At 64.6% G+C, this 26,545-nt stretch carries 25 protein-coding genes and 1 tRNA gene; 8 read left to right on the top strand and 18 right to left on the bottom strand.

What is annotated here, in order from left to right; translation table 11 throughout:
• Position 1: 1 nt before the first annotated feature.
• The 4 genes from hisC to IPP28_12320 are packed head-to-tail and all read right to left on the bottom strand — an operon-like array spanning position 2 to position 3,598.
• Entirely contained in the window at positions 2-1,069 is a 1,068-nt protein-coding gene (hisC, locus tag IPP28_12305) for a histidinol-phosphate transaminase (protein MBL0041796.1), read from the bottom strand.
• Positions 1,066-2,358, bottom strand: a complete 1,293-nt coding sequence (gene hisD, locus IPP28_12310; protein MBL0041797.1) for a histidinol dehydrogenase — start codon at positions 2,356-2,358, stop codon at positions 1,066-1,068. The genes hisC and hisD overlap by 4 nt, the downstream gene beginning before the upstream one ends.
• Positions 2,355-3,254, bottom strand: coding sequence for an ATP phosphoribosyltransferase (locus IPP28_12315; protein MBL0041798.1), 900 nt, complete (start codon positions 3,252-3,254; stop codon positions 2,355-2,357). Before IPP28_12315 ends, hisD begins: the two co-directional genes overlap by 4 nt.
• On the bottom strand, positions 3,251-3,598 hold the full coding sequence (locus IPP28_12320) for a hypothetical protein (protein ID MBL0041799.1): 348 nt from the start codon (positions 3,596-3,598) through the stop codon (positions 3,251-3,253). The genes IPP28_12315 and IPP28_12320 overlap by 4 nt, the downstream gene beginning before the upstream one ends.
• Before the next feature lie 136 nt (positions 3,599-3,734).
• On the opposite strand from IPP28_12320, the gene IPP28_12325 reads away from it, so the two are divergent.
• Positions 3,735-5,546: a GGDEF domain-containing protein gene (locus IPP28_12325; protein ID MBL0041800.1), complete on the top strand. Its 1,812-nt coding sequence runs from the start codon at positions 3,735-3,737 to the stop codon at positions 5,544-5,546.
• 13 nt (positions 5,547-5,559) lie between these two features.
• Here IPP28_12325 and IPP28_12330 read toward each other — a convergent pair whose 3' ends face one another.
• Both IPP28_12330 and IPP28_12335 read right to left on the bottom strand, forming a co-directional pair.
• On the bottom strand, positions 5,560-7,440 hold the full coding sequence (locus IPP28_12330) for an aromatic amino acid lyase (GenBank protein MBL0041801.1): 1,881 nt from the start codon (positions 7,438-7,440) through the stop codon (positions 5,560-5,562).
• Positions 7,441-7,448: 8 nt separating this feature from the next.
• The gene (locus IPP28_12335; protein ID MBL0041802.1) at positions 7,449-8,831 is read right to left on the bottom strand and encodes a histidine--tRNA ligase; all 1,383 of its coding nucleotides are present in this window, start codon (positions 8,829-8,831) and stop codon (positions 7,449-7,451) included.
• 113 nt (positions 8,832-8,944) lie between these two features.
• Here IPP28_12335 and IPP28_12340 point away from each other — a divergent pair.
• Positions 8,945-9,021: transfer RNA gene (locus IPP28_12340), tRNA-Pro, on the top strand.
• 52 nt (positions 9,022-9,073) lie between these two features.
• On the opposite strand, the gene IPP28_12345 is transcribed toward IPP28_12340, so the two are convergent.
• The 9 genes from IPP28_12345 to IPP28_12385 all read right to left on the bottom strand — a co-directional run bounded on the left by IPP28_12345 (position 9,074) and on the right by IPP28_12385 (position 18,230).
• Positions 9,074-9,799 (bottom strand): glycosyltransferase family 2 protein, encoded by a 726-nt coding sequence (locus tag IPP28_12345; GenBank protein MBL0041803.1) that lies wholly within the window; start codon positions 9,797-9,799, stop codon positions 9,074-9,076.
• 140 nt (positions 9,800-9,939) lie between these two features.
• Positions 9,940-11,241 (bottom strand): argininosuccinate lyase, encoded by a 1,302-nt coding sequence (gene argH, locus IPP28_12350; GenBank protein ID MBL0041804.1) that lies wholly within the window; start codon positions 11,239-11,241, stop codon positions 9,940-9,942.
• Positions 11,238-12,179, bottom strand: coding sequence for an N-acetyl-gamma-glutamyl-phosphate reductase (locus IPP28_12355; protein MBL0041805.1), 942 nt, complete (start codon positions 12,177-12,179; stop codon positions 11,238-11,240). The genes argH and IPP28_12355 overlap by 4 nt, the downstream gene beginning before the upstream one ends.
• A 2-nt stretch (positions 12,180-12,181) precedes the next feature.
• Positions 12,182-12,799, bottom strand: coding sequence for a GNAT family N-acetyltransferase (locus IPP28_12360; protein ID MBL0041806.1), 618 nt, complete (start codon positions 12,797-12,799; stop codon positions 12,182-12,184).
• Between the two features lie 2 nt (positions 12,800-12,801).
• Positions 12,802-14,118, bottom strand: coding sequence for an acetylglutamate kinase (locus tag IPP28_12365; GenBank protein MBL0041807.1), 1,317 nt, complete (start codon positions 14,116-14,118; stop codon positions 12,802-12,804).
• The gene (locus IPP28_12370; GenBank protein ID MBL0041808.1) at positions 14,105-15,298 is read right to left on the bottom strand and encodes an acetylornithine deacetylase; all 1,194 of its coding nucleotides are present in this window, start codon (positions 15,296-15,298) and stop codon (positions 14,105-14,107) included. The genes IPP28_12365 and IPP28_12370 overlap by 14 nt, the downstream gene beginning before the upstream one ends.
• On the bottom strand, positions 15,192-16,394 hold the full coding sequence (locus IPP28_12375; protein MBL0041809.1) for an argininosuccinate synthase: 1,203 nt from the start codon (positions 16,392-16,394) through the stop codon (positions 15,192-15,194). The genes IPP28_12370 and IPP28_12375 overlap by 107 nt, the downstream gene beginning before the upstream one ends.
• Positions 16,391-17,413, bottom strand: coding sequence for an N-acetylornithine carbamoyltransferase (locus IPP28_12380; protein ID MBL0041810.1), 1,023 nt, complete (start codon positions 17,411-17,413; stop codon positions 16,391-16,393). The genes IPP28_12375 and IPP28_12380 overlap by 4 nt, the downstream gene beginning before the upstream one ends.
• Before the next feature lie 262 nt (positions 17,414-17,675).
• On the bottom strand, positions 17,676-18,230 hold the full coding sequence (locus IPP28_12385; protein ID MBL0041811.1) for a glycine zipper 2TM domain-containing protein: 555 nt from the start codon (positions 18,228-18,230) through the stop codon (positions 17,676-17,678).
• A gap of 112 nt (positions 18,231-18,342) precedes the next feature.
• On the opposite strand from IPP28_12385, the gene IPP28_12390 reads away from it, so the two are divergent.
• The 3 genes from IPP28_12390 to IPP28_12400 are packed head-to-tail and all read left to right on the top strand — an operon-like array spanning position 18,343 to position 20,808.
• The gene (locus IPP28_12390) at positions 18,343-19,725 is read left to right on the top strand and encodes a cysteine--tRNA ligase (GenBank protein ID MBL0041812.1); all 1,383 of its coding nucleotides are present in this window, start codon (positions 18,343-18,345) and stop codon (positions 19,723-19,725) included.
• Positions 19,722-20,144, top strand: a complete 423-nt coding sequence (locus tag IPP28_12395) for a SufE family protein (GenBank protein MBL0041813.1) — start codon at positions 19,722-19,724, stop codon at positions 20,142-20,144. Before IPP28_12390 ends, IPP28_12395 begins: the two co-directional genes overlap by 4 nt.
• The gene (locus IPP28_12400; protein MBL0041814.1) at positions 20,122-20,808 is read left to right on the top strand and encodes a hypothetical protein; all 687 of its coding nucleotides are present in this window, start codon (positions 20,122-20,124) and stop codon (positions 20,806-20,808) included. The genes IPP28_12395 and IPP28_12400 overlap by 23 nt, the downstream gene beginning before the upstream one ends.
• Before the next feature lie 73 nt (positions 20,809-20,881).
• Here the strand turns inward: IPP28_12400 and dksA are convergent, their stop codons facing one another.
• Entirely contained in the window at positions 20,882-21,961 is a 1,080-nt protein-coding gene (gene dksA, locus IPP28_12405; GenBank protein MBL0041815.1) for an RNA polymerase-binding protein DksA, read from the bottom strand.
• Positions 21,962-22,086: 125 nt separating this feature from the next.
• On the opposite strand from dksA, the gene yidD reads away from it, so the two are divergent.
• From yidD to IPP28_12420, 3 genes are read left to right on the top strand one after another with little or no spacing between them, the layout of a single operon-like run.
• Positions 22,087-22,368 carry a membrane protein insertion efficiency factor YidD gene (yidD, locus tag IPP28_12410; GenBank protein ID MBL0041816.1) on the top strand — a complete coding sequence of 94 codons (282 nt, stop codon included), beginning with the start codon at positions 22,087-22,089 and terminating at the stop codon, positions 22,366-22,368.
• A gap of 28 nt (positions 22,369-22,396) precedes the next feature.
• Positions 22,397-23,740, top strand: coding sequence for a dihydroorotase (locus IPP28_12415; GenBank protein ID MBL0041817.1), 1,344 nt, complete (start codon positions 22,397-22,399; stop codon positions 23,738-23,740).
• Positions 23,737-24,555 (top strand): M23 family metallopeptidase, encoded by an 819-nt coding sequence (locus IPP28_12420; protein MBL0041818.1) that lies wholly within the window; start codon positions 23,737-23,739, stop codon positions 24,553-24,555. Before IPP28_12415 ends, IPP28_12420 begins: the two co-directional genes overlap by 4 nt.
• Here IPP28_12420 and IPP28_12425 read toward each other — a convergent pair.
• Together IPP28_12425 and IPP28_12430 are read right to left on the bottom strand one after the other, a co-directional pair.
• On the bottom strand, positions 24,440-25,660 hold the full coding sequence (locus IPP28_12425) for a GTP cyclohydrolase I FolE2 (GenBank protein ID MBL0041819.1): 1,221 nt from the start codon (positions 25,658-25,660) through the stop codon (positions 24,440-24,442). The two genes, IPP28_12420 and IPP28_12425, sit on opposite strands and share 116 nt — an antisense overlap.
• A gap of 126 nt (positions 25,661-25,786) precedes the next feature.
• Positions 25,787-26,545, bottom strand: coding sequence for a hypothetical protein (locus tag IPP28_12430; protein ID MBL0041820.1), 759 nt, complete (start codon positions 26,543-26,545; stop codon positions 25,787-25,789).

The following is a 26,545-nucleotide window of genomic DNA, read 5'->3' on the forward strand; positions in this document are numbered from 1 at the left end:
CTCATGCGACCTCCCGATCTGCGGCGAATGCTGCCAGTACGGCATTGTTCTCGTCGGGCGTCCCGATCGAGATGCGCAAGGCATCGTCGAGCCCCGGATACTTCATCAGCTTGCGCACAATCACGCCGGCCTGCGCGAGTTGTCGATAGCGGCGTTCCGGATCATCGAAACGGACCGCAAGGAAATTGGCCTCCGAAGGCAGGATCTCGCGCACGCCGGCATAGTCCGGAAGCGCAAGACGCATGCGCTCGCGTTCGCTGCATACCTGGGCGATGCGTTCTTGCGTGAGCCTCTGATGGTCCGGGGACAGCGCCAGCATCGCTGCGGCGGTGCTCGGTTCCGGCAGCGGATACGGCGCCATGATCCGGCGCAGCAGTCCGATCACCTCTGGCGCGGCGATCGCCGTACCGATGCGCACGCCGGCCAGTCCATGCGCCTTCGACAAGGTGCGCAGCACGACCAGGTTGTCGGGACTGCCCGCGCGGGTGACAAGCGAGTCTCGCGACGAAAATTCGATGTAAGCCTCGTCGACGACGAGCAGTGCCCGGTCATGCAGACGTTCGGCCAACGCCAGCAGCAATGCAGGATCCGTGCTGTTGCCGGTCGGATTGTTCGGGGTGCAGGCATAGACAATCCGGGTGCTGGCATCGACTGCCGCAAGGATGGCGTCCGGATCCAGCGCGAATCCGGCTTCGGGTCGCAGCAGGACCGTGCGCTGTTTCGCGCCTTGAACCTGGGCGGCGACCGCGTACATGCCGAACGTGGGCGGGGCGATCAGGACCGAGTCGATGCCGGCGCGGCAGAACGCACGCGTCAGCAAGTCGATCGGTTCGTCCGAACCGCGACCGACGAAGAGGTGCGAGATCTCGACACCGTAGAGACTCGCCAGTGCCGCGAGCAACTGTGGTGGCTGCGGCTCGGGATAGCGGTTGATCCGTCCGAGCTCGATCGGATTCCACGGCGATTCGTTCGCGTTCAACCAGATGTCGCCGCCGGCAGCCTCCATCCGCGCCGAGGAATACGGGGCCATCGTCAACAACTCGGGTCGGGCCAGGCCAAGTACGCTCATGCCGATCGCTCCAGGCGCAAGCGCACCGCATTGGCATGGGCGTCCAGTCCTTCGATGCCGGCCAGGGTCACGGCGCATGGACCGATCGCGCGCAAGCCGGCGGCACTGACTTCCTGCACGCTGATGAAGTTCAGGAAGCTCGCCAGCGACACCCCGCTCCAGCCACGTGCAGCGCCATTTGTCGGCAATACGTGATTGGTACCCGAGCAATAATCGCCCAGCGACTCTGCGGCGTAAGCGCCGAGGAAGACCGAGCCGGCCGCACGAATCTTCGGCAGCAGCTCGCGCGGCGCATGTGTCTGCACGATCAGATGCTCTGGCGCGTAGGCATTGGCGATCGCCAGCGCATCGTCGAGCGTGTCGACGCGGATCAGCAGGCTGTTCGCCAGAGCGACCCGCGCCGTGTCGGCACGAGACAGGCGCGCCAGCTGCGCCGCGACCTCGCGCTCGACCGCGTCGATCAGTCCGGCATCGGTCGCGACCAGCACGACCTGGGAGTCGGGACCATGCTCGGCCTGCGACAACAAGTCCGAGGCGACGAACGCAGCATCCGCCCCGGCATCCGCGATCACCATGACCTCCGACGGCCCGGCAGGCATGTCGATGGCCACGCCCTCGGCTGCCACCTGCAACTTGGCTTCGGTGACATAGGCATTGCCGGGACCAAACAACTTGTCGCAGCGCGGTACCGAGTCCGTCCCGAAGGCCATCGCCGCGATCGCCTGCGCACCGCCAAGCTTGAACACGTCGGTGATGCCGCAACGCTGCGCGGCATACAGTACATGCGGTTCGACCCGGCCGTCCTTGGCGGGCGGCGAGCACAACACCACACGCTCGCAACCGGCCAACTGTGCCGGGACACCCAACATCAGCGCCGACGACGGCAGCGGCGCCGATCCCGCAGGCACATATAGACCGACACTGCAGATCGGTCTCGCGATGCGTTCGCAGACGACACCCGGCGCGGTCTCGACCCGCAGTGGTTGCGGCTGCTGGGCGGCATGAAAGAGGCGGATGCGATCGCGGGCTTCATCGATCGCCGCCCGCGCCGCTTCACTGATCGAGTTCGCTGCCTCGACGAATTCGGATGCCGGAACGCGCAGGTCCCCGAGCTCCACGCTGTCGAACTTGCGCGTCAATGCCCGCAGGGTCGAATCGCCATCGGCGCGCACTTGTTCGATGATGCGCGTGACCGACTTGCGCATCTCCGCATTGCGCTGGCTTTCCGGGCGACGCAACACGGATTCACGTGCCACCGGGTCCAACGCATTCCACTCGACTCGCTTCATGCCAGCATCCTCTCGACCGGCAGGACCAGCATCTGGCGCGCGCCGGCGCGACTCATCGCCTCCAGTTCCGGCCAGCCGACCGGTCGCGGCACGATCGCCTGCACCGCGACATCGATGCCCTCGCCATCAATGAGGGTCAAGGTCGGCAACGAACCCAGCGGCAGGGTATCGCGCACTGCCGGCCAGTCTTCACGGCGCGTGCGCAGCATCAGCATGCGCGTCTCGCGCACCGCCAGCACGCCATCGAGGCGGCGCATCAGCATCGTCAGGATGTCATCGCGCTCATCGCCGAAAGCCGTCGTCGAGCCGGCCAGGATCGCTTCGCTCTTCAGGATGATCTCGGCTTCCTTCAACTGGTTGGCGACCAGGGTCGCGCCAGACGACACCAGGTCGCAGATCAGGTCGGCGGTCCCGAGTCGCGGCGCGATCTCGACCGAACCCGACAAGGTCACGACGCCCGCGGCGACACCGCGTTCCGACAGGAATTTCGTCAGCAGTCGCGGGTAACTGGTGGCGATGCGGCGACCCGCCAACTGTTGCGCATCGACGAAGTCTTCTTCCTGCGGCACCGCGATCGACAGGCGACAACCGCCGAATCCGAGTGCGCGGACTTCGCGCAGCACGCTCGTGCCCTTGGAGGCGAGCTGGTCGAGACGCGCCTCTTCCAGCACGTTGCGACCGAGAAAGCCGAGGTCGCAGACGCCGTCATCGATCAGGCCGGGGATGTCGTCGTCACGCACCAGCAGCAGGTCGATCGGCTGGTTCTCGCCGAAGCAGAACAACTTGTCGCGGCTCTGTCGGAAGCTTAGGCCGCATTGCGCCAGCAAATTCTGCGACGGCTCGGAGAGCCGTCCGGATTTCTGCACGGCGATGCGCAATCGATCGCGGGTTTTCATCGGAGTTTCCGTTTCATTGAAGTCTTGGCGACGGGCGCGATCCAGCCCAATCGCTCCGCAGCGGTGCGATAGCCGCCCTCGCCCATCTGCAGGCAGCGCGCGACGCGACCGATCGTGGTCACGCTCACCGCGGTGCGGTCGTGGATTTCGCGATAGGGCACGTCGCCAGCGAGCAGCGGCACCACGCGCCAGCGATCGCGCAGGGCCTCGAGCTCGGCCGGCGTGCACAGATCATGGAAGAACGCATGCAGTTCCGATTCGCTGCGCAGCGTCAGCAGCGCCGCATACAGCGACGCCTCGGCGACCTCGGCTGGTGCATCGGGCTGGATCGATTTGCGCTTCATGGTCGACGAGATTGGCTATGCGTTAATGTGATAGCGCATTGTTACATGCATAGCGATACACACGCAAGCCAAGGATTGTTTCCTGCCACTTCCGGCGCTCCGGCACCGCTATGCTGCCGGCATCCGGGAGCCCCGCATGCCGCGAATTCTCGCCCTGATCTTGCTCTGCATCGCACTGCTCTGGGTCCAGCCGGGGCACGCCGGCAACGATCCGCTCAAGCTTCACGCCGGCCAGTCGACGTTCACGCCGACGAGCAATCTGCGCTACTGGGTCGACCCCGATCCCGCATCAACCGAGCAGGATGCCGAGACCGCCCTGCAAGCCGGCCGCTTCCAACCGGTCGTGCGCTGGCCGCCGACCTTCGGTTTTGCCGAGGGGGTGCACTGGTTCGCCCTCGACTTGCACAATGTCGACCATCCCGACGAAAGCTGGCTGTACGTCGTCGAATACGCCCTGCTCGACCATCTCGACCTGCATTTGCGCTACAGCAACGGTCGCGAGCAACGCTTCGTCTCCGGCGACCGCGAACCCTATGCCGCGCGCAGCGTCGATCACCGTCATTTCAATTTCGCGCTGAAACTGCCGCCGGGGCAAAGCGTGCACAGCCTTCTGCGCGTGCAGACCGAAAGTTCCGTGCAGGTACCGATCGCCATCTATTCCGACCACGCCTTCCTCGAAACCCATCAACGATCGCAACTCGGCCTGGGCGTCTACTACGGCGTGCTGATCGGCCTGCTGCTTTACAACCTGCTGATCTTCCTGTCGGTACGCGATCGCAGCTATCCGTACTACATCGGCTATGTCGCACTGTTCGGACTCGCACTCGCCTGCCTGAACGGCATCAGTTACCAGATCCTTTGGCCCACATGGCCGGTGTGGGACGACGCGATGCTCTTGCTTGCGATCGGCGGTTCCCTGACCTGCATGATCCTGTTCACGAACAGCTTCCTGGAACTGCCGACCCGACAGCCGAAGCTTGCGAAGACCTTCCGCATGGCCGCCTGGTTGCTGGCGGCCATCACCCTCGCCTCGCCGTTCATCACCTATCGCCACGCGATCCTGCTGGAGACCGCATCGGTCTTCCTGCTTGCATTCATGATGATCGGCGCCGGCCTCAGCGCCTGGCGCCACGGTTATCGGCCGGCCTACTATTTCCTGCTGGCTTGGAGCTTCATGGTCGCCGGCATCGTCGTCTATGCCTGCGTGTCGTTCGGATTGCTGCCCAAGAATTTCGTCACCGAATACGGCATCCAGTTCGGGTCGAGCATCGAGATGATCTTGCTGTCGCTCGGACTGGCCTATCGCTTCAAGCTGCTGCGCGAGCAAAACCTGCAGTTGCAGCTGGAGGCCACCGAACGGCTGGAAGTCCGAGTGGCGGAACGGACGACCGAACTGAATCGCGCAATGGGCGAGTTGCGCACCGCGAACCGGCGCCTGCACGAATTCAGCCTGCGCGACGGCCTGACTGGCGTGCACAACCGCCGGTACCTCGACGAATCGCTGGCGCACGCGGTCAGTCAGGCGCGCGAGCGCAAGGCGCCGATCGCCCTGCTGATGCTCGACATCGACCACTTCAAGCGCATCAACGACAGCTACGGCCATCTCGCCGGCGACGACTGCCTGCGTGCGGTCGCCGACGTGCTGCGCAATCACGTGCGCGAAGGCGACGACTTCGTCGCCCGCTATGGTGGCGAGGAGTTCGTGGTGCTGATGCCGGGCGCCACTCGTGACGACGCCGCGCGCCGCGCCGAGATTCTGCGCAGCGAAGTCGCGGCACTCCGGGTCGATGGCCACGGCGAGACCATCACGCTGACGATCAGCCTGGGCCTCGCCGCACTGGACGGCGGCGATCTCCACTCCGGTCCGGACAAGCTGATCCGCGCCGCCGACGCGGCGCTTTACCGGGCCAAACGCGACGGGCGCAATCGACTGGTGATCGCGGACTGAAGTTCGTGCCGACTCAGATCGCGTCGAAGCCGCCGCGATGGACCAGGAGGCAGATGTCACGAATGTCGCCGTCCATTGCCCGATCGCGGGACATGAACGGAATGCGTGTGCGGATCAGCGCCAAGGCCGCAGCAACGCGCGGCGACGGATGGAACGAATCCGCCGTCGCCAATGCCTTCAGCAACTCTCCGCTTTCGGCCGCGAACGCTTCGGTTTCGGGCGTATCACCGCGCGGTGCGTTACTGATCTTGCTGCGCAGCACATCCAGATCGCCACGTGCGGCGAGGCGCCGCGCGGCATTGAGCATGTCCTGACGATATTCGAGTGCCTGTGCGGCGGTGTAGAGCTCCAGCGCGATCACGCGTTCGAGGTCGTCGCACATGTCGAGCACGTGGCGTGCTTCGTTGGCGCCCATCGAGACGTGGTCCTCGGCATTGGCACTGGTCGGAATCGAATAGACCGAGGCCGGATGCGCACGTGTCGCGAGATCATTGACCAGTGCCGCCGCGGTGTACTGCACGATCATGAACCCGGAGTCGGTCGCGTCCTCGTTGCCGATCAGGAAGGCCGGCAAGCCGTCGTTGTTGGCCGGGTCGACGAGCTTGTTGGTGCGTCGTTCGGAAATGCTGGCGAGCACCGGGATCGCCACCTTGAGGTAACTCATCGCGAGCGCGAGCGGCATGCCATGGAAGTGGCCGGCGGAAATCACCTGGTCCTCGATTTCGCGCGCGTCCGGCTGATCCGGGAACACCAGGGGATTGTCGGTAACTGCATTCAACTCGATGTCGATCACGCGCGCCGCCTGCGCCCAGGCGTCGCGTACCGCACCATGCACTTGCGGGATGCAGCGCAGGCAATAGGCGTCCTGCGGCTGATGCTTCTTGCCGCCCTTGAACGGCAGGAAGCGGGTGTAGAACTTCTCGCGTCCATGACGCTGACTGGAGGGCACCCAGTCCCAGCTGATGTCGAAACGCTGGGCCTGATCTTCCGGTGCCTGCCAGGCATCGGCCAGCCAGGTCCTGAATCGCGGCACCAGATGGTAGGGAATATCGACCAGGGTCGAACCCTCGATCAGCGCGCGCATCGACGCTGCCGCCTCGACTTGTCCCGGATGCGGGCGCAATGCATGAACTTCCGCACGGAACGCACCGGAGCGGCCTGCGAAGGCCTCAAGTGTCATTGCCGCTGCCAGATCGGCGGTCCGGATCAATCGCTCGATCCGCTGCAAGGCCAATGCCCCGAGCGCCAGCATTTGCGTGGTGCCGTTGTTCAGTGCCAGCCCCTCCTTGAACGACAAGCGCACCGGTTCGATGCCGGCACGATGCATCGCCTCGGCGCCGGCCATGCGTTCGCCTCGGTAGAAAGCTTCGCCACCACCGAGCAGCACGATCGCGAGATGCGACAGCGGCGCGAGGTCGCCTGAAGCCCCGACCGAACCCTTGGCTGGTATGACCGGGATCACGCCCCGATTCAGCATCGCCGCGAGCGATTCCAGCGTCGATACGCGAATGCCGGAATGACCGCGCAGCAAGGTGTTGATGCGAATGCCCAGCATTGCCCGCACCACCGGCTCCGGAAACGGCTCGCCGACACAGACCGCGTGCGTGATCACCAGGTTGTGCTGCAGCTCTTCCATCAAGCTGCGCTCGCTCGGCTCCGGATTGCCACCGGGCAGGTCATCGCGGGCGCGACGTGCACCGAGCAGCTTGTCGGCATTGCTGCCGAAGCCGGTGTTCACGCCATAGATCGGCTCTTCGGCCGTGACTTTTCGCGCCAGAAAATCGGCGGCGTGGGCGACGCGCTTGAGCGCTTCCGGCGCCAGCGAGACCGCTGCGCCCTCGGACATCGCCGCGACATCGGCGCGTGTCAGCGATCGTCCATCGAGCCGGATCATCGACGCGCTCACGGGGTCAGTCCTTTCGGCATCGCCGCCAGCTGTTCGATCTCGACGCGCAGGGTTTTCGCGAGTTCGGCGCGCGGCACCTCGTACTGCAATTCGCGCGGCATGTCCTTGACCGACACCGTGTTCCTGGCCAACTCGTCCTCGCCCAGCACCAGCACGAAGCGAATCCCCGCCTTGGAGGCATACTGGAACTGTTTGCCGAGTTTCTTCGGTTCGAGCTGCACTTCGGTATTGATGCCGGCGGCACGCAACTGGTTCGCGAGTTCGATGTATTTCGGCAAGTCGGCCTCGTTCATCAAGGCGACCATGGCCTGCACGCTGCTGCGCGCCATGCCGATCAACCCGGCCTCGCGCAATTGCCAGAACAGTCGCGTCAGTCCGATCGAGATGCCGACACCCGGCAGCTTCGACTTCGTGTAGTGCGACGCCAGGTTGTCGTAGCGACCGCCCGAACAGATCGAGCCGATCTGCGGATGATCGTTCAAGGTGGTCTCGTAGACGGTGCCGGTGTAGTAATCGAGGCCGCGTGCGATCGAGAAATTGATCGCGTAGTTCGATTCCGGCACGCCAAGCGCACGCACGAAGGCGAGCACTTCCTTGAGTTCGGCGACGCCGGATTCCAGCATCGCATTGCCGCCGCCGAGTGCGTCTAGCTTGGCGATCGCATCATCGTGTCCGCTCGATCGCAGCGAGATGAAGGCCAGGATCCGGGCGACTGCCTCGGCCGACAACTTGAAGTGTTCGCCGGTCAGGGTGTCTCGGACATACTGTTCGCCGCGCTTGTCGATCTTGTCGACCTCGCGCAGCACCAGACCTTGCTGTTCCGGATCGACGATGCCGGCGCGCTCGAAGAAGCCACGCATCAGCCTGCGATTGTTCATCTGGATGGTGAACGGCCCGATCGCGAGCTCCGAGAAGATGCCATGGATCACCGCGGGCAACTCGGCATCGAAACGAACCGACAGCGCGTCCTTGCCGATCACGTCGATGTCACATTGGTAGAACTCGCGAAAACGACCGCGCTGCGCCGACTCGCCGCGATACACGCGCTGCATCTGGTAGCGCCGGAACGGAAACTGCAATTGGTGTTCGTGCTCGGCCACGTAACGCGCAAGCGGCACCGTCAAATCGAAGCGCAGTGCAAGTTCGGGCTCGTCGCCCTGCTTCAGACTGCCGGTCGACTGGACGAAATAGACTTGTCTCTCGGTTTCGCCGCCGGTTTTGGTCAGCAGCACGTCGGTCAATTCGATCGCGGGAGTTTCAACCGGCAGAAAGCCGAAGCGCTCGAAGTTCCGACGGATGAGATCGAGCGTGCTCTGGAACGCGATCTGCTCGAGCGGCAACAGCTCGAGCACACCGGGCATGGTGCGGGGTTTGGTCAGGCTCATGGGTGCGGCGCGAGGCAGTCCGGAAGACCGCGAAGGCTAGCAGAATGCACAATGGCACCGATCAGGTGTTGCCAGTTCCGTCATGCCTCGCTAAGATTCGCGCCCTTCGGGGTGTAGCTCAGCCTGGTAGAGCGCTACCTTCGGGAGGTAGAAGTCGCAAGTTCGAATCCTGTCACCCCGACCAATCCAGACGACAACGCCACCTTCGGGTGGCGTTGTCGTTTTCGGAGCCGGCGTTACCAGGGAATGTTGTTGAAGCGCTGGATCATGCGGCCGTATTCGGCCTTGCTCTGCTCGGTCTTGGCTTCGCTGGCGGCGATCTGGGCCATGCCCGAACCCGGGTGAACGGTGCGCATGACCAGTGGCCACGGCGACTCGTGCCGCATGAACGAGCAGAACTCGGCCGCGCACAGCAGGATGTTCCAGAGATTGGGGCGAGTGCTGCTGATCGCGTCGAGCTCGATCGGCGCAGTCGCCTCGACGAAATGCACGCGCGGGATACGCTGTTCGTTCAGGCGTCCGATCCATTCGCTGTCCAGATGCCAGCGATACGACTCGTCGAAGCCGCCGACGCGGTCCAGCGTCGCTCGCGGCATCACCCACGACGAAGGTGTCGGGTAGTCGAGAATCCGGACGACGGTACCGTCGACCGTTCGTTCCAGATGCGTCGACGAGGCGAACTGGAATTTCCCGAACTGTGCGATGGCCCGCTCCAGATAGGTCGGCTCCCACAGGTCGTCGTCTTCGATGAAGGCGACAAAGTCGCCCGATACCCTGGCCAAGGCCGCGTTCAGCGCCGAAGACTGCAATCGCTCCGCCCCTTCGGCGACCAGGATCGCTGGGTCGAGGCGCTGTTGCGCGAGCAAGGCCATGCCGGGATCGACGCCAATGATGATTTCGGGCACGAAACCCGGCTTGCGGAAGATCGACTGGCCGCGGACACAGGCGATCGAACGTTGCACGAACCACGGCCCGGCGGGGTCATCCCGTTGCGGGCCCTGCAGTCTGGATGGAATGACAACTGAAATTCGGGGCATGACTTGTTCGCTCGCCAAACCGCCATGTTACCGAATGCAAAACGACAACAACCCACGAGCAGTGCTCAAATCGACACCTGCAAGGCCGTGAGGCGGACCTGCAACTGCGTCATCCCCAGGTCGCCAGCCGCGCCCGGCGATGTCCGTGCGGCAAGGCTGCCTTCCGGCGTGCGCGCCACTCGATCACTCCCGACATCCGCCGCCTGACGATAGGCCTCGCGGAACGGCACGCCGGCTGCAGCCAGTTCGATCGCCCGATCGGTCGCGTACATTCCGGCATCGATCGCCGCGCGCATCCGTTCCGGCTTCCACGCGACGGCCTCGAACACTCGCGCGGCAATGGCGAGCGCATCGAGGCCATGCGCAAAAGCACGCAATACCGGGCCTTTTCCGGCCTGCATGTCACGGTGATAGCCCAGCGGGAGCGCGGACAAGGATTGCAGCTCCAGCATCGCGCCCTGCACGACCGACGGACTGGCGCGCAACAACTCGACGACATCCGGATTGCGCTTGTTCGGCATCAGCGACGAACCCGTGGTGAAGGCATTGGGCAGCGCGACGAAATCGAACTCGGCACTGGTGAACAGGCTCAGGTCCCAGGCGAAACGACGAACATCATTCAGCGCCTGCGCCAGTGCGGCCAGCGCCTGCCATTCGTACTTGCCGCGCGACAGCTGCGCCGCAATCGGATTCACCAAGGTGCGTGCGAAGCCGAGATCGGCCGTCACGCCCTCGCGATCGAGCGCCAGATTGACGCCATAACCGGAGGCCGTACCGAGCGGGTTGGCGTCGACCCACGCCAGCGTGCGTGCCGCGAGTTCGGCGTTGTCGATGAAGGACTCGGCCATGGCCGCCCACCACAGTCCGGTCGACGACACCATCGCGCGTTGCAGGTGGGTATAGCCCGGCATCGGCAGATCGCCCTCGCGCTGTACGCGCGCCAGTGCAAGACCCGCGATCGCGACGCAGCGCGACTGCAGCGCGCGCAACTGCGCCTTCAACCACAGCCGCAAGGCCACCAGCACCTGATCGTTGCGACTTCTTCCGGTGTGGATCTTGCGCCCCAGGTCACCGAGCTTGTCGGTGAGCCAGGACTCGATCGCGCTATGCCCGTCTTCGAAGCGCGCATCGAGCACGAAGGATTCCTCCGCAAATGCCGAAGTCAACGCCGCCAGTTCGGCCTCAAGTTGCGCGCACTCGGCCGAGGTCAGAATCCCGACACGGACCAGGCCACGCGCATGCGCCGCGCTGGCGGCGATGTCGTGCACGAACAGCTCGCGATCGAGACGTACGTCTTCGCCAGCCATGAAGCGCATCAGGTCGGCATCGATCTCGACGCCACGCTTGTTCCAGATCGGCGCGGTCACAGTTCGATGCCCCTCAACTCGTCGAAACCGAGCGCGAGATTGAGATTCTGCATGGTCTGGGTGGCGGCGCCCTTCAGCAAGTTGTCGAGCACGCACACGATCACGGCACGACGCTGATCCTCGGCGACGGTGATGCCGCCGATCAGAACACCGTGGCGACCCGCGATGCTGGACACCCATGGCGGCTCGTCGCGGATCGAGATCAATGGCTCGTCGTCGTATCGGTCGCGGAAGCGCTCGTACAAGGTCTCGACATCGCAGCGATCCGACAAATGCGCATTCACCGTCATCGTGATGCCGCGAAAATGCGATGCCACATGCGGCATGAACTCGACTGGATGCCCGAGATGCCGGGAAACTTCGCGCTCGTGCAGATGCCCGATCAGGCTGTAGGGCATCAGATTGTCCTTGAGCTTGAACGGATCGTTCTTGTCGCTGGGCGTGGTGCCGGCGCCGCTGTAGCCAGAGACGCCAAAACATTGCGCCGGCATCGACAGCAGATCGGTGATCGGTGCCAGCGCCAATTGCATCGCCGTCGCGTAGCAACCGGGATTGCTGATCCGGCGCTGGCCCTGCGCATTGAACCGGGTCAATTCGGGCAGCCCGTAATACCAGCCATCGTCGAAGCGGTAATCGGCACTCAAATCGACCAAGACGGGATCGCGACCCGCGGCGTCCAGCGCCACGACATAATCGTCGGCGCGACCGTTCGGCAAGGCCAGCACGATGGCATCGACCTCGCGCCGGCAAATCGCATCGGGATTCAAGTTTTCGTAGCGTAGTCGGCCGAAAGGCTTGTCGTCACCAACGACGACTTCCTGCCCCGCCCATTCCCGAGACACGACGAAGTCGAGTTCGAGCTGGCCATGCGCCGCGACAAGGCTGAGCAGTTCCTGGCCGACATGGCCGCGAGCGCCGACTACCCCGATCCGCTTCATCGTCATCGTTGTCCACCCGACTCCAGCAAGAATTGCAGATTGCGCTTCACCGCCAACCACTCCGACTCGATGATCGAGAACACCACCGTATCGCGATAGCCACCACCCGGCAGCTTCATGTGATTGCGCAGGATACCGTCCTGCTTCGCACCCAGTCGCGCGATCGCTGCCCGCGACCGATGGTTCATGAAACTCGTGCGCAACTCGACGACGCCGGCGCCCAGCGTCTCGAACGCATGCGTGAGCAGCAACAGCTTGGCTGCGGTATTCAACGCGCTGCGCTGCACCCGCTGCGCATACCAGGTCCAGCCGATCTCGACGCGCTGGTTGGCCGCGTCGATGTTGCAGTAGCGCGTGGTACCGACGACCTCGCCCGACGGGTCTCTTACGACGAAGGGTACCGCCCAACCGGTGCGCTGCTGATCCAGCGCCTGTTCGACATACTGCTCGGCGCTAGCGGGCGTGGGCACCGAGGTATAGAACAGCCGCCACAATTCGCCGTCCGTTGCGGCGCGGCCCAATGCCTGCGCGTGTTCCGGCAACAACGGCGCCAGCGAAACATGCGCGTTCTGCAACGTCACCGGTTGCACCCACCAGGTCGGATCGATGGCTCCGAGCATGCTCATCCCTTCAAGGTCGCGGGCCGCGCGCGGCAATGGACGACGGCGCGCTCGATTTCATCAAAGGATTCGAGTCCATACCAAAACACGGTCCATTTCTCGCCCTTGAGGCAGCCATCGCATTCGTCGGCATAGAACTCGTTGACGGCATTGTCGGGACGCGAGCGCCAGAACAGCTTCGGCGTCTCGGCACGCATCACCTGCCAGGCCGCCTTGCCGAGGCCCTCGCCCTGCGCATCGTCGGCGACCGCGAACTTGTCGAGATGCGGCAGACCCTCGTCCCGCGTGATCACCAAGGGGGCACGGTAATTCTCGGACACGTAGCAGCGCAGCAGCCGCGTCTTCTCGAACCAGTCCGCAGTGAGCTTGCGTCGGAAACCGGATTCGATCAGCGCTTGAAGCTTTTTCTTGTCGAGCGTCGACCACTTCGTGTGCACCCGGATCTTCTCGCCCTTCCGCACCAGCGTGCCGGAACCGCGATGCGTGAACAGCTCCTTCGCGAGTTCGGCCGGGCGCGTGATGGAGACGGAACTGGAGAGCGGCAGCCGATCAAGCAGGTCGGCGATTTGCTCGATCTTCAGGCGCATGCCCGAATGCAGCCAGGAAGCGGAACGCAAGGCTTCCAGATCGGTGCTGAGGTTGATCGAGTCGATCAGTTCGCCGTCGCCATCGAGCAGGCCGCCGGTGCCGGTCAGGAACACGATCTTGTAGGGCTTCAGGCGCACCACCAGTTCGTTCGCGGCCATGTCGGCATTGATGTTCAGGATCTGCCCGCCCGGGGTTTCACCGAGCGAGGCGATGATCGGAATCGAACCGGCACGAAGGGAGGCTTGGATCGGTGTCAGGTCGATGTTGGTGACCTTGCCGACGAGGCCGAATTTGCGCTTGTTCAGCAGGTCTGCCTCGAACACGCCGCCGACGATCGCGCTCGCACGCGCACCCACCGCGTGCAGGGCTTCGACCAGCTTCAGGTTCTCGGCATGAAAGACGCGACGCACGACCGCCAGCGCCTCCGGCGACGTCACGCGCAGACCATCGACAATCGGCGTGACGATGCCGGCAGACGCGAGTTCGTCATTCAATTGCGGGCCGGCGCCATGCACCACGATCGGCGTCAGCCCGACCTGCTGCAGGAACGCGAGCGCGGATGCGAGGTCATCGATCTCGTCGCGCAGGATCGCGCCACCGACCTTCACGACGGCGAAGCGCGCGGCATCGAGTTGCGAGAAGCGCTTCAGGTACTGGTTGATCTCCTTCGCGCTGCCGATGCCCGAGAGCAGCCGCAGGATGACGGGGCGCACGTCCTTAGCCGAGTCCATGTTGAATCACCTTCGAATAATGCAGTGCAGCGCGTTCGAGTTGATCGATCGCTACCCATTCGTCCGCCGTGTGTGCCTGACGGATATCGCCGGGACCAAACACCAGCGCCTGGTACCCGGCCTGCGAGAACAACGAGGCCTCGGTCCAGAAATCCACGGCATTGCCGATCGGCAGGCCAAGCGCATCGGCGGCGTCGCGCGCCGCCAGGCGGCGTTCTTCGGCCGTCGCCACGTCGCCGCTCGGCAAGGAAGGACCACGAAACATCTCCTGATAGACCGCACGTTCGGCCACCGGCAACATCGCGCGAAAATCGGCATGCAATCGATCGATGTCCTGCGACGGCAAGGGCCGGAAGCCGAAACGCAATTCGGTGGTCGGCGCGATCATGTTGGCCTTGATGCCACCTTCGATGCGACCGATGTTCAAACGCAATCCGGTCAAGCCGCCGAAACGCAGTGCCTTGTCCGTATCGACGCGATCGAGCAACGCCCCCGAGAAGCGCACGGCCTGATGCAAGGCCGAATCGAGCAGCGCATTCGCGCCGCTGGCATGTCCGGCGTGGCCGCTGAAATTCACCAGTACCGAGCTGATGCCGCGATGCGCGAGCACGGCCTCGCAGTTCGTCGGCTCGGCGACGAGCACTGCGTCGAAGGCATGGCGTTCGGCCAGAAACGCGGCGACCCCTCGGGGGTCGTTGGCCTCCTCGTCGCTGGTGAACAGCAACGCGATGTCGCCCGGGACGTGGTGCACGACGGCGAGCAAGGCGGCGGCCGCGCCCTTGATGTCGCAGGCGCCGAGTCCGATGGCACGATCGCCGGCCACGCGCAGCACATGCGGATCCGCCGTCCACGCCGGACTCGACGGCACGGTGTCGAGATGCACGTTGACCAGCACCCTTGGCGCGCCCCGGGTCGCGAACAGACTGACCGAGCCGGCGCCATGATCGCGAATGCGAACATCGAAGCCCGAGAGCTGCGATGCGCAGTACGCAAAGATGCCCCCCTCGTCGATCAGGCGCGGCGGGTTGCGCGTATCGAACGACACCAGGTGTCGGAGCTGGGTCAGGATCGCGTCACGCACCCTTGGCCCTGCCCTTTTCCGCCCACAGGCTCGACGACATGCCGTAGAGCTGGATGAAACCCTCGGCCTCGGCCACGCCCCAGTCCGCCGACTGCGCATACGTGGCGCCGCGACTCGTCAGCAGGTAATCGGAGACGATCTTGATCGCATCGACCTTGGCGCCGTAGGTCTCGACCGTCACCTCGCCGGTCACGCGCGCCTGGCTCGACGCGATGAAGGCCTCGCAGTCGCGCTTCAGCGGATCGTGGAAGAAGCCTTCGTAGGCGAGTTCGACCCACTTCTGCCCGACCAAGGGCTTGAAGCGGTTCTGCGCCTTGGTCAGCACGGCTTCCTCCAGCGCATTGTGCGCGGCCGCCAGCACGGTCAGGGCCGGCGCCTCGTAAAGAATGCGACCCTTGAGGCCGATCGTGGTGTCGCCGGTGTACATGCCGCGGCCGACACCATATTCGGCGAACTCGCGATTCAGCTGCGCCAGAATCGCGGCGCCGCTCATCACGACGCCGTCGATGGCGACCGCGACGCCCTGCTCGAAGCGGATCGTGCGACGCAAGGCCTGCGTCGGCCATTGCGCACGCGGCTTGCACCAGCCGCGTGCACCGACGCCGGGTTCTTCCCAGCGATCGATTTCGCCGCCGGACATGGTCACGCCGAGCACGTTCTCGTTGATCGTGTAGGCCTTGACCTTGTCGCGCACTCCGAAGCCGCGCGCTTCGAGGTATTCGCGCTCGTACTTGCGCACTTCACCGACCTCGCGCTGGATCTCGCGGATCGGCGCCAGAATCTCGTAATCGCCCAGTGCCTTCACGGTCAGATCGAAACGCACCTGGTCGTTGCCCATGCCGGTGCAGCCATGGGCGAATGCCCGGGTGCCCAGTTCGTCGCAGCGCTTCAGCGAATGCTCGACAATCAGATAGCGGTCCGACACCAGCAGCGGATACTGGCCCTGGTACCACTGTCCGGCCTGGATCAACGGCACGACGAACGAATCCCAGATCGGCTGCGCGATGTCGACGGTGCGATGCGTCGCGGCGCCGAGCTCCGCCGCGCGCTGCTCGATGTAGGCGCGCTCTTCGGCATCGACGCCGCCGGTATCGGCGAACACCGTGTGCACCTCCCAGCCGCGCTCCTGCAGGTAGGGAATGCAGAAGCTCGTGTCGAGTCCGCCCGAGAATGCGAGGACGACGTGCTTGGTCATGACTTAGCTCCGGATTGCCATTGAATGAGTTGTTTCATCACCGCCTTCTGCACGTGCAGGCGGTTCTCGGCCTCGTCGACCGCGACGCAGTAGGGTGCGTCCATCACGCCGTCGGTCGCCTTGATGTTCCGGCGCAGCGGCAGACAATGCGAAAACAGGCCGTTGTTGGTCAGCGCCATTTTTTCTTCGTCGACGATGAAGTGCTTGAGCATCGCGCGCATCGGCGCCTCGCCCTCCCAGGCACCGAAATACGGCAGCGCGCCCCAGCTCTTGGCGTAGACGACATCGGCGCCACGATAGCCATCCTCGATGTTGTGCGTGATGCGGAAAGAACCACCGGCCTCGCCGACATTCTGCCTGGCGATGTCGATGTAACGCGGGTCGAGAATGTAGTCGGGATTCGGGCACAGCAAGGTCACGTCCATGCCGAGCCGCGTGGCGATCGTGAGCGCCGAATTCGCGACGGCGGTATTCAGCGGTTTCGGGTGCCAGGTCCAGGTCAGCAAATACTTCTTGCCGCGCAGGTCCCGGCCGAACTTTTCGCGCAGGGTGAGCGCGTGTGCGAGCTCCTGACAGGGATGCGTGATGGTCTCGAGATTGATCACCGGCACGCGCGAATGTTGCGCGAACGCCTTCAGCACCTTGTCCTCGCGGTCGTAGGCCCAGTCGCGGAACTTCGGAAATGCGCGTACGCCGATCAGGTCGCAGTAGCGCGACAACACCTGCGCAACTTCGGCCACGTGCTCCTCGGCATCACCGTCCATCACCGCATTCGGCTCGAACTCGATACCCCAGGCATCCTTGCCCGGCGCCAGCACGACGGCATGCGCCCCCAGCTGCCAGGCTCCGATCTCGAACGACGTGCGCGTGCGCATCGACGGGTTGAAGAACAGCAGCGCGATCGTGCGCCCTTCAAGATCCTTGCCGAGCGGCGACTGTTTCAAGCGCGCGGCCTCGTCGAGCAGGGCATCGAGTTCGGCGCGACTGAGGTCCTGAGTGTTGAGGAAGTGGCGGATCATGGATGCTCCATTGCCTTGTGGTTTGGATCACGAAAACGACGAAGCCCGGCACTGGGCCGGGCTTCGTCGAAAAAACGGAATGCCGGCCGGTTCAGTCGGAACGACGGCGCGCGCGCGAAGTCATGCCCGAGGCCTGATAGGCCGAGCTGTTGAAGGAGACGGTGGCAATGATTTGCTGCATGGCGTCATTGAAACATGCGTTCGGGCCAAAAAGCAAAGGGGCCGCACATGGCGGCCCCGAACGTTCACGATTCAACGTGAATCAATCGGCCGGAGCGATCGCGACACGGACGCGCATGCGTTCACCCGGATCGTAGTCGAGACGGGACATGAACACTTCGCCGCGATAGCGGTATTCGACGTCATAACCGACGACCCGGCGCTCTTCGCGCTGGACTTCGACGACGCGGCAGGTGGTGCCACCGCGTTCGTAGCGACCGCCGGCCGAGCCGTTGTGCTTGTCGACATCGCGACCGATGGCGCCACCGATCACGGCGCCGGCGACCGTTGCAGCCTTGCGGCCATCGCCCTTGCCCACCTGGTTGCCGAGCGCGCCACCGATGATGGCGCCGAGCACGGTGCCGCCCGTCGGGTCGCCACCGGAGCGTTCGCGATACTGGCCCTGACGCTCGTAGCACTCCTCGCGCGGCTCGCTCGTCATCACCGTGTCGTAAATGGGATCGACGCGAAGGACGTCGGCATATCCGTAACTGATGTTCTCCACCGCCGGGCCACCCTGACGGCCACCAAAATTCGACTGGGCAAAGACGACCGGAGCGGTCGCCAACAGGATCATCGGGAGCAGGATGCGTTTCATGGTGTGAGCCTATCGGATTGAACCGGGAAAATTACAGCACGACTCGACTGAATGGCTGCCAATGCGCCGCCCATTGCCGGCTAGAATCGGCAGTCCGCCACGGTTGATTGCAATGTCCCTGAACCTGTTCAACTCCTTGAGCCGCAGCGTCGAACGCTTCGAACCCCGACACCCGGACCGCGTCAGCATGTATGTCTGCGGTCCGACGGTCTACAACTACGTGCATATCGGCAACGCGCGCGGGCCGGTGGTGTTCGGCGTGTTGGCGCGACTGTTGCGCCGGCATTACCCGAAGCTGGTTTATGCCCGCAACATCACCGATGTCGACGACAAGATCAATCAGGCGGCGATCGAGCAGCAGGTCCCGATCAGCGCCATCACCGGCAAGTTCGCCGATGCCTATCGCGCGCACATGGGCGCGCTCGGCGTCGACCTGCCCGACCTCGAACCGCATGCGACCGCGCATATCCCGCAGATCATCGCGATGTGCGAGCGCCTGATCGAGGCCGGGCATGCCTACGCCGCCGACGGGCACGTGTTGTTCGCCGTCGATACCTATCCGGACTACGGGCAGCTGTCGCGTCGTTCCACCGACGAAATGCTGGCCGGCGCCCGCGTCGAAGTGGCGCCGTACAAGCGCGGCGCGGGCGATTTCGTGTTGTGGAAACCCTCGACGCCCGAATTGCCGGGCTGGGATTCGCCCTGGGGCCGCGGCCGACCGGGTTGGCACATCGAATGTTCGGCGATGTGCGAGGCCGCGTTCGGCGACACCATCGACATCCATTGCGGCGGCATCGATCTGCAGTTCCCGCACCACGAGAACGAGATCGCGCAGTCGGTGTGCGCACATGGCGGGCAACCCTTCGCGCGCTTCTGGCTGCACAACGGCATGCTGAACATGGACGGGCGCAAGATGTCGAAGTCGCTCGGCAATGTGTTCCGCATCGACGAAGTGCTGGCCACCCATCCGGCCGAAGCGCTGCGCCTCGCGCTGATCTCGGCGCACTATCGCCAGCCGCTGGACTGGACCGACGGACTGATCGAGCAATGCGTGCGCACGCTCGACCGCTTCTACGGCACCTTGCGCGATCTGGCCGACGTCGATGCGAGCATCGGTGCGATTCCGGAGACGGTCGAGTCGGCCTTGTGCGATGACCTGAACACGCCCCAGGCATTGGCGGCCCTGTCCGCCATCGCCGCCGACGCGCGCAAGGCCGACCACGATGCCGATCGTGCACGACTGAAATCGGCGTTGTTATCCGGCGGTTTCGCGCTCGGGCTGCTGCAGCAAGACCCGGCGAGCTGGTTTGCACGCGGCACCGGATCAGGCGATCTGGATGCGGCGGCGATCGATGCATTGGTGGCCCAACGCCAGAGCGCGAAGCAGGCGCGTGACTTCGCTCGCGCGGACGCGATCCGCAAGCAACTCGCCGACCAGGGGATCGAGATCGAAGACACGCCGCAAGGTTCGCGCTGGAAGGTCGCTGCGAAATGAGCGACATCGTGCTTACCGATCCGCTACAGCAGGAGATCGCCGAGGAGTTCTCGTTCTTCGGTGACTGGAGCGAACGCTACCAGTACCTGATCGACCTCGGCCGGAAGCTGCCGGCGTTTCCCGACGAATGGCGCGTCGAGGCCAATCGCCTGCACGGCTGCCAGTCGATGGTTTGGGTCGTGGCGGAAGGTAATGCCGAGCGGCTCGTGTTTCATGCGATCAGCGATTCGTCGATTGTGTCCGGGCTGGTCGCGCTGACATTGCGCGTTTACTCCGGTCGCAGTGCGGCCGAGATTCTCGCCACCGAACCGGTGTTCATCGAGGCGATCGGTCTCGGCAAGCATCTATCGGCCACGCGCGCCAACGGGCTGGCCGCATTGATCGCCCGGATCAAGGATACTGCCGCAGGTTTCATCTGAACCGGAGTTCGTGGTGCACCAGCTGCCGTATCGAAAGCCTACGCTCGGACGCGACTACTGGATCGTCGACGACGTCTTGCCGGACGTTCAGGCCGTGCGCGACCGCACCCTGCAGCGTGACGACTGGGCGGCGGGATTTCCGCACACGAAGGAGTCGTGGCCGGGGCACCGGGTGATGCCGGGCCTGCTCGCGGACGAGTTGGACACGGTCGAAACGGCGATGCGTCGGGTCACTGGTGTCAGGAAGCTCTGGATCGGTGACACCGGTGACGGTCGTACCCTCAATCACAACTGCATCCAGGTGGTGGGGCGTCACGAGGGCCAGGTCCGGCCTCACACCGACTCGCGCCTGCTTTGTCGTTACGCTGGCGTGCTGTATCTCAGTCCTGAGGTACCGGAAGCCTGTGGCACCAGCTTCTTCCGGATGCGGACGCCGACCGGCCAACTCGGGGGCAACACGGTGCCGGCCCCGAACGCCACCCTGGTCGATGCGCTGGGCACCCGCTACGTGCCGCAAGATGCGTTTGCCGAAGACGTGCGCGTGCCTTACCGCTTCAACCGATTGCTGGTCTATGCGGCCAACATCATCCACAGCGCCAGCGCCTACTGTGGCGAGCACTTCGAGGACATGCGCATGGCCGGCGTATTCTTCTGGATGAGTTGAGCGCTTGGCCGCAGTTCGTAAAAAACCCCGCCGAGGCGGGGTTTTTCATGGCGGCGGTCGGAGATCGGAGCGCTCAGTCGCCGATCTGGCGCTGACGATGCTCCCAGCGCTCCTGCGCATCGACCGTGCGTTCCGCTGTCGGACGCGCTTCGAGACGATCCAGACCGATGTCTTCGCCGGTGTCGATGCAGAAGCCATATTCACCGTCGTCGATGCGGCGCAGCGCATCGTCGATCTTCGAGATCAGCTTGCGGTAGCGGTCACGCGTGCGCAGCTCCAGCGAATTCTCGGTCTCGCGCGTCGCGCGTTCAGCTTCATCGCCGACATCACGCACTTCATCGCGCAAGTTGTCGATGGTCTGCTTCGACTCCTCAACCAGTTCGCTGCGCCAGTTGCCGAGCTTCTGGCGGAAATATTCAACGTGCATATCGTTCATGTACGGCTCTTTCGCACTCGGCTTGTAGCCGGCGGGGAGGGCCACGCGAACGGGTTTCTTCTTGTCCAACGGACGTACTGGCTGCATCGGGCTCTGCTGTTTCTTCGGATTCTTGTCCGACTTCGCGGCCACGGCCGTGGCCTTGCGCACGTTCGTCGCAGGCTTGGGCGCTGGCGCAGGGGTCGGGACGGACTTGACGGCTTGCGCCGCAGACCTGCCCACAGGCAAGGACTTGGTCGCGGGCGTCGGCGTCGGCGTCGGCGCCGGAACTTTGGCTGCCGGCTTCGCAACGGGCTTGGACGCGGGCTTGGGTAGCGGTTTGGCGACCGTTTTCGCGACAACCTTCGGTGTCGGCTTCGCCGCCGGCTTCACGACCGGCTTGGCCGCAGGCTTGGCGACCTTCTTGGCCGCGGGTTTCGCTGCCGGCTTGGCGGCCACTTTCCTCGCGACCGGCTTGGGCGCCGCCTTTTTTTTCGCGACAGGCTTCGCCGGTTTGGAGGATTTGGCCGCTTTCGCCGATTTGGCAGCCGGCTTGGCCTTGCCGAGCAAGGCCTGTTTCAGCTTGCTGACCAGGCTGGGCTTGGCGGCCGGTTTCACGGCCGATTTCTTTGCAGGGGTCTTGGCAACAGGTTTCTTGGCGACCGGCTTCTTTGCCGGTTTGGCGGCGGGTTTCGCGATTTTCGCCTTGGCGGCGAGCTTCTTTGCGGGCTTTGCCATGATCGGACAACCTCCAACCTGTTGCTTGCAACCGGAATGCCGGAAAATCCGACACGCCAAAGGGGGCGCTTTATAGCGGATGCCGGGATCAGTCACAACCTCGGCGCGCCCGCTAGCATGTTCTCATGCTCGAACGATTCTTGATCATCTTGCTCCGCGGCTACAAGCGTTTCCTGAGCCCGCTGCTCGGCCAGCGCTGTCGATTTCACCCGAGCTGCTCGGTCTATGCGATGACCGCGATCGAACGCCACGGCGCGATTCGCGGGAGCTTGATGGCCGGCACGCGCCTGTTGCGCTGCCAGCCGCTGTGCGAAGGCGGCATGGACCCGGTACCGGAACGATTCACCTCGCGCTTCTGGGCGCGCAACCCGACGGCCGATCCGCCGCCGGATGCACCAGACCGCTAGAATTGCGGCTCCACGAATCGAGCCGTCCATGAGCGAACCGCGCTGGCTGATCACGAATGCCCTCCTCGTCAACGAGGGTCGCACCTTTCACGCCGATGTCCGTGTCCGCGATGGCCGCATCAGCAGGATCGAACGCAGCCTCGTCGCCGGTGACGACGAAACCGTGATCGACGCCAGCGGCCTCTGGCTGCTGCCGGGCATGATCGACTCGCAAGTGCATTTCCGCGAACCGGGGCTCACGCACAAGGGCGACCTGACCAGCGAGTCGCGTGCCGCCGTGGCGGGCGGCATCACCAGCTACATGGAGATGCCGAACACCAGGCCGCCGGCGATCACGATCGATGCGCTGGAAGCAAAATATAAGCGTGCCGCCGAAGTCTCGGCCGCGAACTACGCGTTCTACATGGGCACAACGAACGACAACCTCGACGAGATCCGCCGTGTCGATCCGACGCGCGTGCCTGGGCTGAAAATATTCATGGGCGCGTCCACCGGCAACATGCTGGTCGACAACCCCGAAACCCTGGACGCGATCTTCCGCGAGGCCCCCTGCACCATCATCACCCACTGCGAAGACACGCCGATGATCGACGCCAACGTCGCCGCGGCGAAGGCGCGCTACGGGGACGACATCCCGGTCGAACTGCATCCGGAGCTGCGCTCGCGCGAGGCCTGCATCAAGTCGACGCGACTCGCGATCGAACTGGCACAACGCCATGGCAGCAGCCTGCACGTGCTGCACATCTCCACAGCGGACGAACTCGCGCTGTTCGCGCCCGGACCCATCGAACAGAAGCGCATCACCGCCGAAACCTGCGTGCATTTTCTGCACTTCGACAGCGGCGATTACCTGCGCCGCGGCAACTTCATCAAGTGCAATCCGGCGATCAAGCACGCGTCCGACCGCATCGCCATCGTGCAGGCGCTGTCCGAAGGTCGGCTCGACGTGCTGGCGACCGACCATGCGCCGCATACGCTGAAGGAGAAGTCGCAGCACTACGGTGCCGCACCTTCCGGCTTGCCGCTGGTGCAACACGCGCTGCAGTGTGCGCTGGAGCGTGTGTTCGACGGTGACTTTCCGGTGACGACGCTGGTCGAACGCTTCGCGCACGCGGCGGCCAAGCGCTATCGCATCCGCGATCGCGGCTTCCTGCGCGAAGGCGGTTGCGCCGATCTGGTGCTGGTCGATCCGAACCGCCCGCAATTCGTGCGCCGCGAAGACACGCTGTCGCGCTGCGGCTGGTCGCCTTTCGAAGGCGAGACGTTCCGTTCGTCGATCCATTCGACCTTCGTCAATGGCCGCCGCGTCTGGCACGACGGCGCCTTCGATCAGTCGCCGCTGGCGATGCGCCTGGAATTTGCGGTCGCATGAGGCTTCGTACCTTGCTGATCGCCGTGCTTGCGGCGGTGCCGACTATCGCAGCGGCAATACCACGCACCGAACTGCCCGCATCGACGACGCCCGGCGCACTGGTCATCGGCCGCACTGAACCCGGCAGCATCGTCACCTTTTCCGGCCGGACGCTGCGTGTCGCGGACGATGGCAATTTCCTGTTCGGGCTCGGCCGCGACGTCAGCGGTCAGGCCCGGATCGACGTGCGTTATCGCGATGGCACGGCGCAGACGCTGTCGATCCCGATCCAGCCGCGCGAATTCGCGATCGAACGCGTGAACGGCCTCCCCGAATCGACCGTGAACCCGGATCCAAAACTCGCCGAGCGTATCGCTCGCGAACAGGCGCAGGTCACCAAGGCGCGCGAACGCGACGATGCCCGCCAGGACTATCGCTTCGGTTTCACCTGGCCGAACACGGGCCGCATCAGCGGTGTCTACGGCAGCCAGCGGATCCTCAATGGCACGCCGAAGAACCCGCATTACGGCGTCGACATCGCCGTGGGCACCGGCACGCCGATCCACGCGCCTGCCGGCGGCGTCGTCAGTTTCGTCGCCAAGGATCTGTATCTGACCGGAGGCACCGTCGTCATCGACCACGGACATGGCCTGTCGAGCGTCTTCGTGCACATGAGCCGCATCGACGTGAAGCCCGAGCAACGCATCGAACAAGCTGCTGTCATCGGCGCCGTCGGTGCCACCGGCCGCGCCACCGGCCCGCACCTGCACTGGGGCATGAACTGGTTCGACACCCGACTCGACCCGCAACTGGTCGTGGGACCGATGCCGAAGTAGAGATCGCGGGGCGGGGCGCCGGCCTGCAAAAGCCACGCCAGCTCCTGGGGGGTTGGGGGAGCGGCGGGGACCCAGACCGGGGCGGGGCAGAACGCAACTGCTTGCGGGGGGGGTCACCGCCTGAGACCGCCGCGTCAACCCTGCGCACCGCGGCATCCATGCCAGCGCTGTAGCCATTTGCGACTCCCTTGGTGGCGATGGCGATGGCATTGTGCGGATGCAGGCTTTCATAATGACTGGCGCGTACCCAGAAATCGGCGATGCGGTCGTCGGCATCGAGGGCTCTCTGCATGCGCCGGGCGGCGTCCTCGCAGAACATCAGGTTCTCGCCGTTGAGGCGCGCGAAGGCCTGTTCGTCGGCGCGCTTCACGGCGGTCTGCACCGGCGTCTTCAGTGCGCCCTCAATGCGGTCGATCAGCGCCACCAGGGGGAACGAGTCGAAGCTCGGCACCAGGCGTACGCGCACTTCGGCACCGGAACGCTGGCTGTGCGGCGTCGCCACGATGCCCTGCTCGGAACCCAGCCAAGCCACGACACGCTCGTAATCGAGTCCGTCATCGGCCGAGAAGTCGGCCTTGAACTGGTCCTGGATGATCTGCCGCGCCAGCGCCGCCGAACAGGGACAGGTGCTGGAGTAAGTCACTTCAAACGCGGTCTCGATCGTGAACTGGCCGCGATCGAGCAGGCCGGAGATCACCACCGGATAGGACTTCCATCCGCTGTTGTCGCTGACCAGGGCCGGGCGACGCACCATGTAGTCGAAAGCGACACGCAGCAGCGCGCGGCTCGACAAGTCGGCATGCGAGTCGACGAATTCGCGCAGCACCTTGCGTACCGAACACGGCGTCAGCACTTCCGACCCGAGCAGACGATCGACCAGCAGGTACAGCCTCGACATGTGGATGCCACGCGCCTCCGGCTTCTGCAGATTCACGTACGCGGTGACCCGCGCATGCGCATGAATCGGCGTGCCGTCCGGCCCGGCAACGCGCACCGGCAATTCGATGTCGCCCATGCCGACCCAGTCCAGCAGGCCGGCCACCGCGGGCTGCGCCTCATTGGCAATGTCCGGCAGCAAGCGCGCCGCGGCAGGGATCGTGCTCATGCGAGTTCCTTCAAGGTCTGCGCCGCCGGTCGGCAACGGTTCCGGAGTAGCCGGTGCTGCATGGTCAATGGGGACACGTGATCGGCACGTCAAGCGCAAGGTCAAGCATCGTCACAGTGTATCGGCTCATCGCAGTCCGGCCACCGACCACCACGCGGCCAGCGTGCTGCGCCAATTCGCGCCAGGAACGGCGCGGCCTGCGGCGAGTGCGTCGATCACGCCGAGGGCGCCGTGGTTCAACACGCGCAGTCCGCGCTGCCCCTGCCATTCGGCGCGCGGCAGGCTGCGATATCGCGCCCGCAATTCGTCGCGCCAGGCCAGCGCCAGCGTGGCGACCAGCGCATCGAGGGCGATGCCGGTCGCGGCACTGGCCACGGCATGGCGGGCACGCAAATCCAGCGGCGCATGCGCGAAGGCAGAAGGCTGGCCGTCACGCAATGCGAGGAGAAACATCGCCGCCGCCGACGCCTGTGTCGCAGCGACCGCGATCGGGGCATCGTGTGTGTTTTCGGCCAGGCGCTGGATGCGCGTCAGCGTCTGCGAAGGACTCGCGGGCGTCGCGTCGTCGAGCGAGTGCAATGCATGTTCGGCCAGGCGTGTCGACAATTTCAATCCGGGCGCAGCCTGCAGGAGCGGGTGGCGCGCCCTGCCCTCTGCATGCAGGCGCAATTCATCCAGCCACCACGACAGCTTGTGCATTCGCACCGTAGGGTCGCGCAGCACCCAGCAGGCCTCGGCAATCTCGAACAGCGTGCCGACGCGCGCGCGCAGCAGTGGCCATTCTCCCTCCGAGGCAAACAGCTGCGCGCCGCGCGCTGCCGGCCAGGCTTCGGCCCACTTCGCGAAGAAGCTCTCGGCATCGCGCTCGATGGTCTCGCTGTCCAT

This window comes from Lysobacterales bacterium, assembly GCA_016721845.1.
In the GTDB taxonomy this organism is placed as follows: domain Bacteria; phylum Pseudomonadota; class Gammaproteobacteria; order Xanthomonadales; family Ahniellaceae; genus JADKHK01.

Coding starts and splice junctions, on each gene's coding strand:
- hisC (MBL0041796.1), bottom strand. CDS start 1,069: ATGAGCGTACTTGGCCTGGCCCGACCCGAGTTGTTGACGATGGCCCCG.
- hisD (MBL0041797.1), bottom strand. CDS start 2,358: ATGAAGCGAGTCGAGTGGAATGCGTTGGACCCGGTGGCACGTGAATCC.
- IPP28_12315 (MBL0041798.1), bottom strand. CDS start 3,254: ATGAAAACCCGCGATCGATTGCGCATCGCCGTGCAGAAATCCGGACGG.
- IPP28_12320 (MBL0041799.1), bottom strand. CDS start 3,598: ATGAAGCGCAAATCGATCCAGCCCGATGCACCAGCCGAGGTCGCCGAG.
- IPP28_12325 (MBL0041800.1), top strand. CDS start 3,735: ATGCCGCGAATTCTCGCCCTGATCTTGCTCTGCATCGCACTGCTCTGG.
- IPP28_12330 (MBL0041801.1), bottom strand. CDS start 7,440: ATGATCCGGCTCGATGGACGATCGCTGACACGCGCCGATGTCGCGGCG.
- IPP28_12355 (MBL0041805.1), bottom strand. CDS start 12,179: ATGAAGCGGATCGGGGTAGTCGGCGCTCGCGGCCATGTCGGCCAGGAA.
- IPP28_12360 (MBL0041806.1), bottom strand. CDS start 12,799: ATGCTCGGAGCCATCGATCCGACCTGGTGGGTGCAACCGGTGACGTTG.
- IPP28_12365 (MBL0041807.1), bottom strand. CDS start 14,118: ATGGACTCGGCTAAGGACGTGCGCCCCGTCATCCTGCGGCTGCTCTCG.
- IPP28_12370 (MBL0041808.1), bottom strand. CDS start 15,298: ATGCGCAGTCGGCGGACTGGGGCGTGGCCGAGGCCGAGGGTTTCATCC.
- IPP28_12375 (MBL0041809.1), bottom strand. CDS start 16,394: ATGACCAAGCACGTCGTCCTCGCATTCTCGGGCGGACTCGACACGAGC.
- IPP28_12380 (MBL0041810.1), bottom strand. CDS start 17,413: ATGATCCGCCACTTCCTCAACACTCAGGACCTCAGTCGCGCCGAACTC.
- IPP28_12385 (MBL0041811.1), bottom strand. CDS start 18,230: ATGAAACGCATCCTGCTCCCGATGATCCTGTTGGCGACCGCTCCGGTC.
- IPP28_12390 (MBL0041812.1), top strand. CDS start 18,343: ATGTCCCTGAACCTGTTCAACTCCTTGAGCCGCAGCGTCGAACGCTTC.
- IPP28_12395 (MBL0041813.1), top strand. CDS start 19,722: ATGAGCGACATCGTGCTTACCGATCCGCTACAGCAGGAGATCGCCGAG.
- dksA (MBL0041815.1), bottom strand. CDS start 21,961: ATGGCAAAGCCCGCAAAGAAGCTCGCCGCCAAGGCGAAAATCGCGAAA.
- yidD (MBL0041816.1), top strand. CDS start 22,087: ATGCTCGAACGATTCTTGATCATCTTGCTCCGCGGCTACAAGCGTTTC.
- IPP28_12415 (MBL0041817.1), top strand. CDS start 22,397: ATGAGCGAACCGCGCTGGCTGATCACGAATGCCCTCCTCGTCAACGAG.
- IPP28_12420 (MBL0041818.1), top strand. CDS start 23,737: ATGAGGCTTCGTACCTTGCTGATCGCCGTGCTTGCGGCGGTGCCGACT.
- IPP28_12425 (MBL0041819.1), bottom strand. CDS start 25,660: ATGAGCACGATCCCTGCCGCGGCGCGCTTGCTGCCGGACATTGCCAAT.
- IPP28_12430 (MBL0041820.1), bottom strand. CDS start 26,545: ATGGACAGCGAGACCATCGAGCGCGATGCCGAGAGCTTCTTCGCGAAG.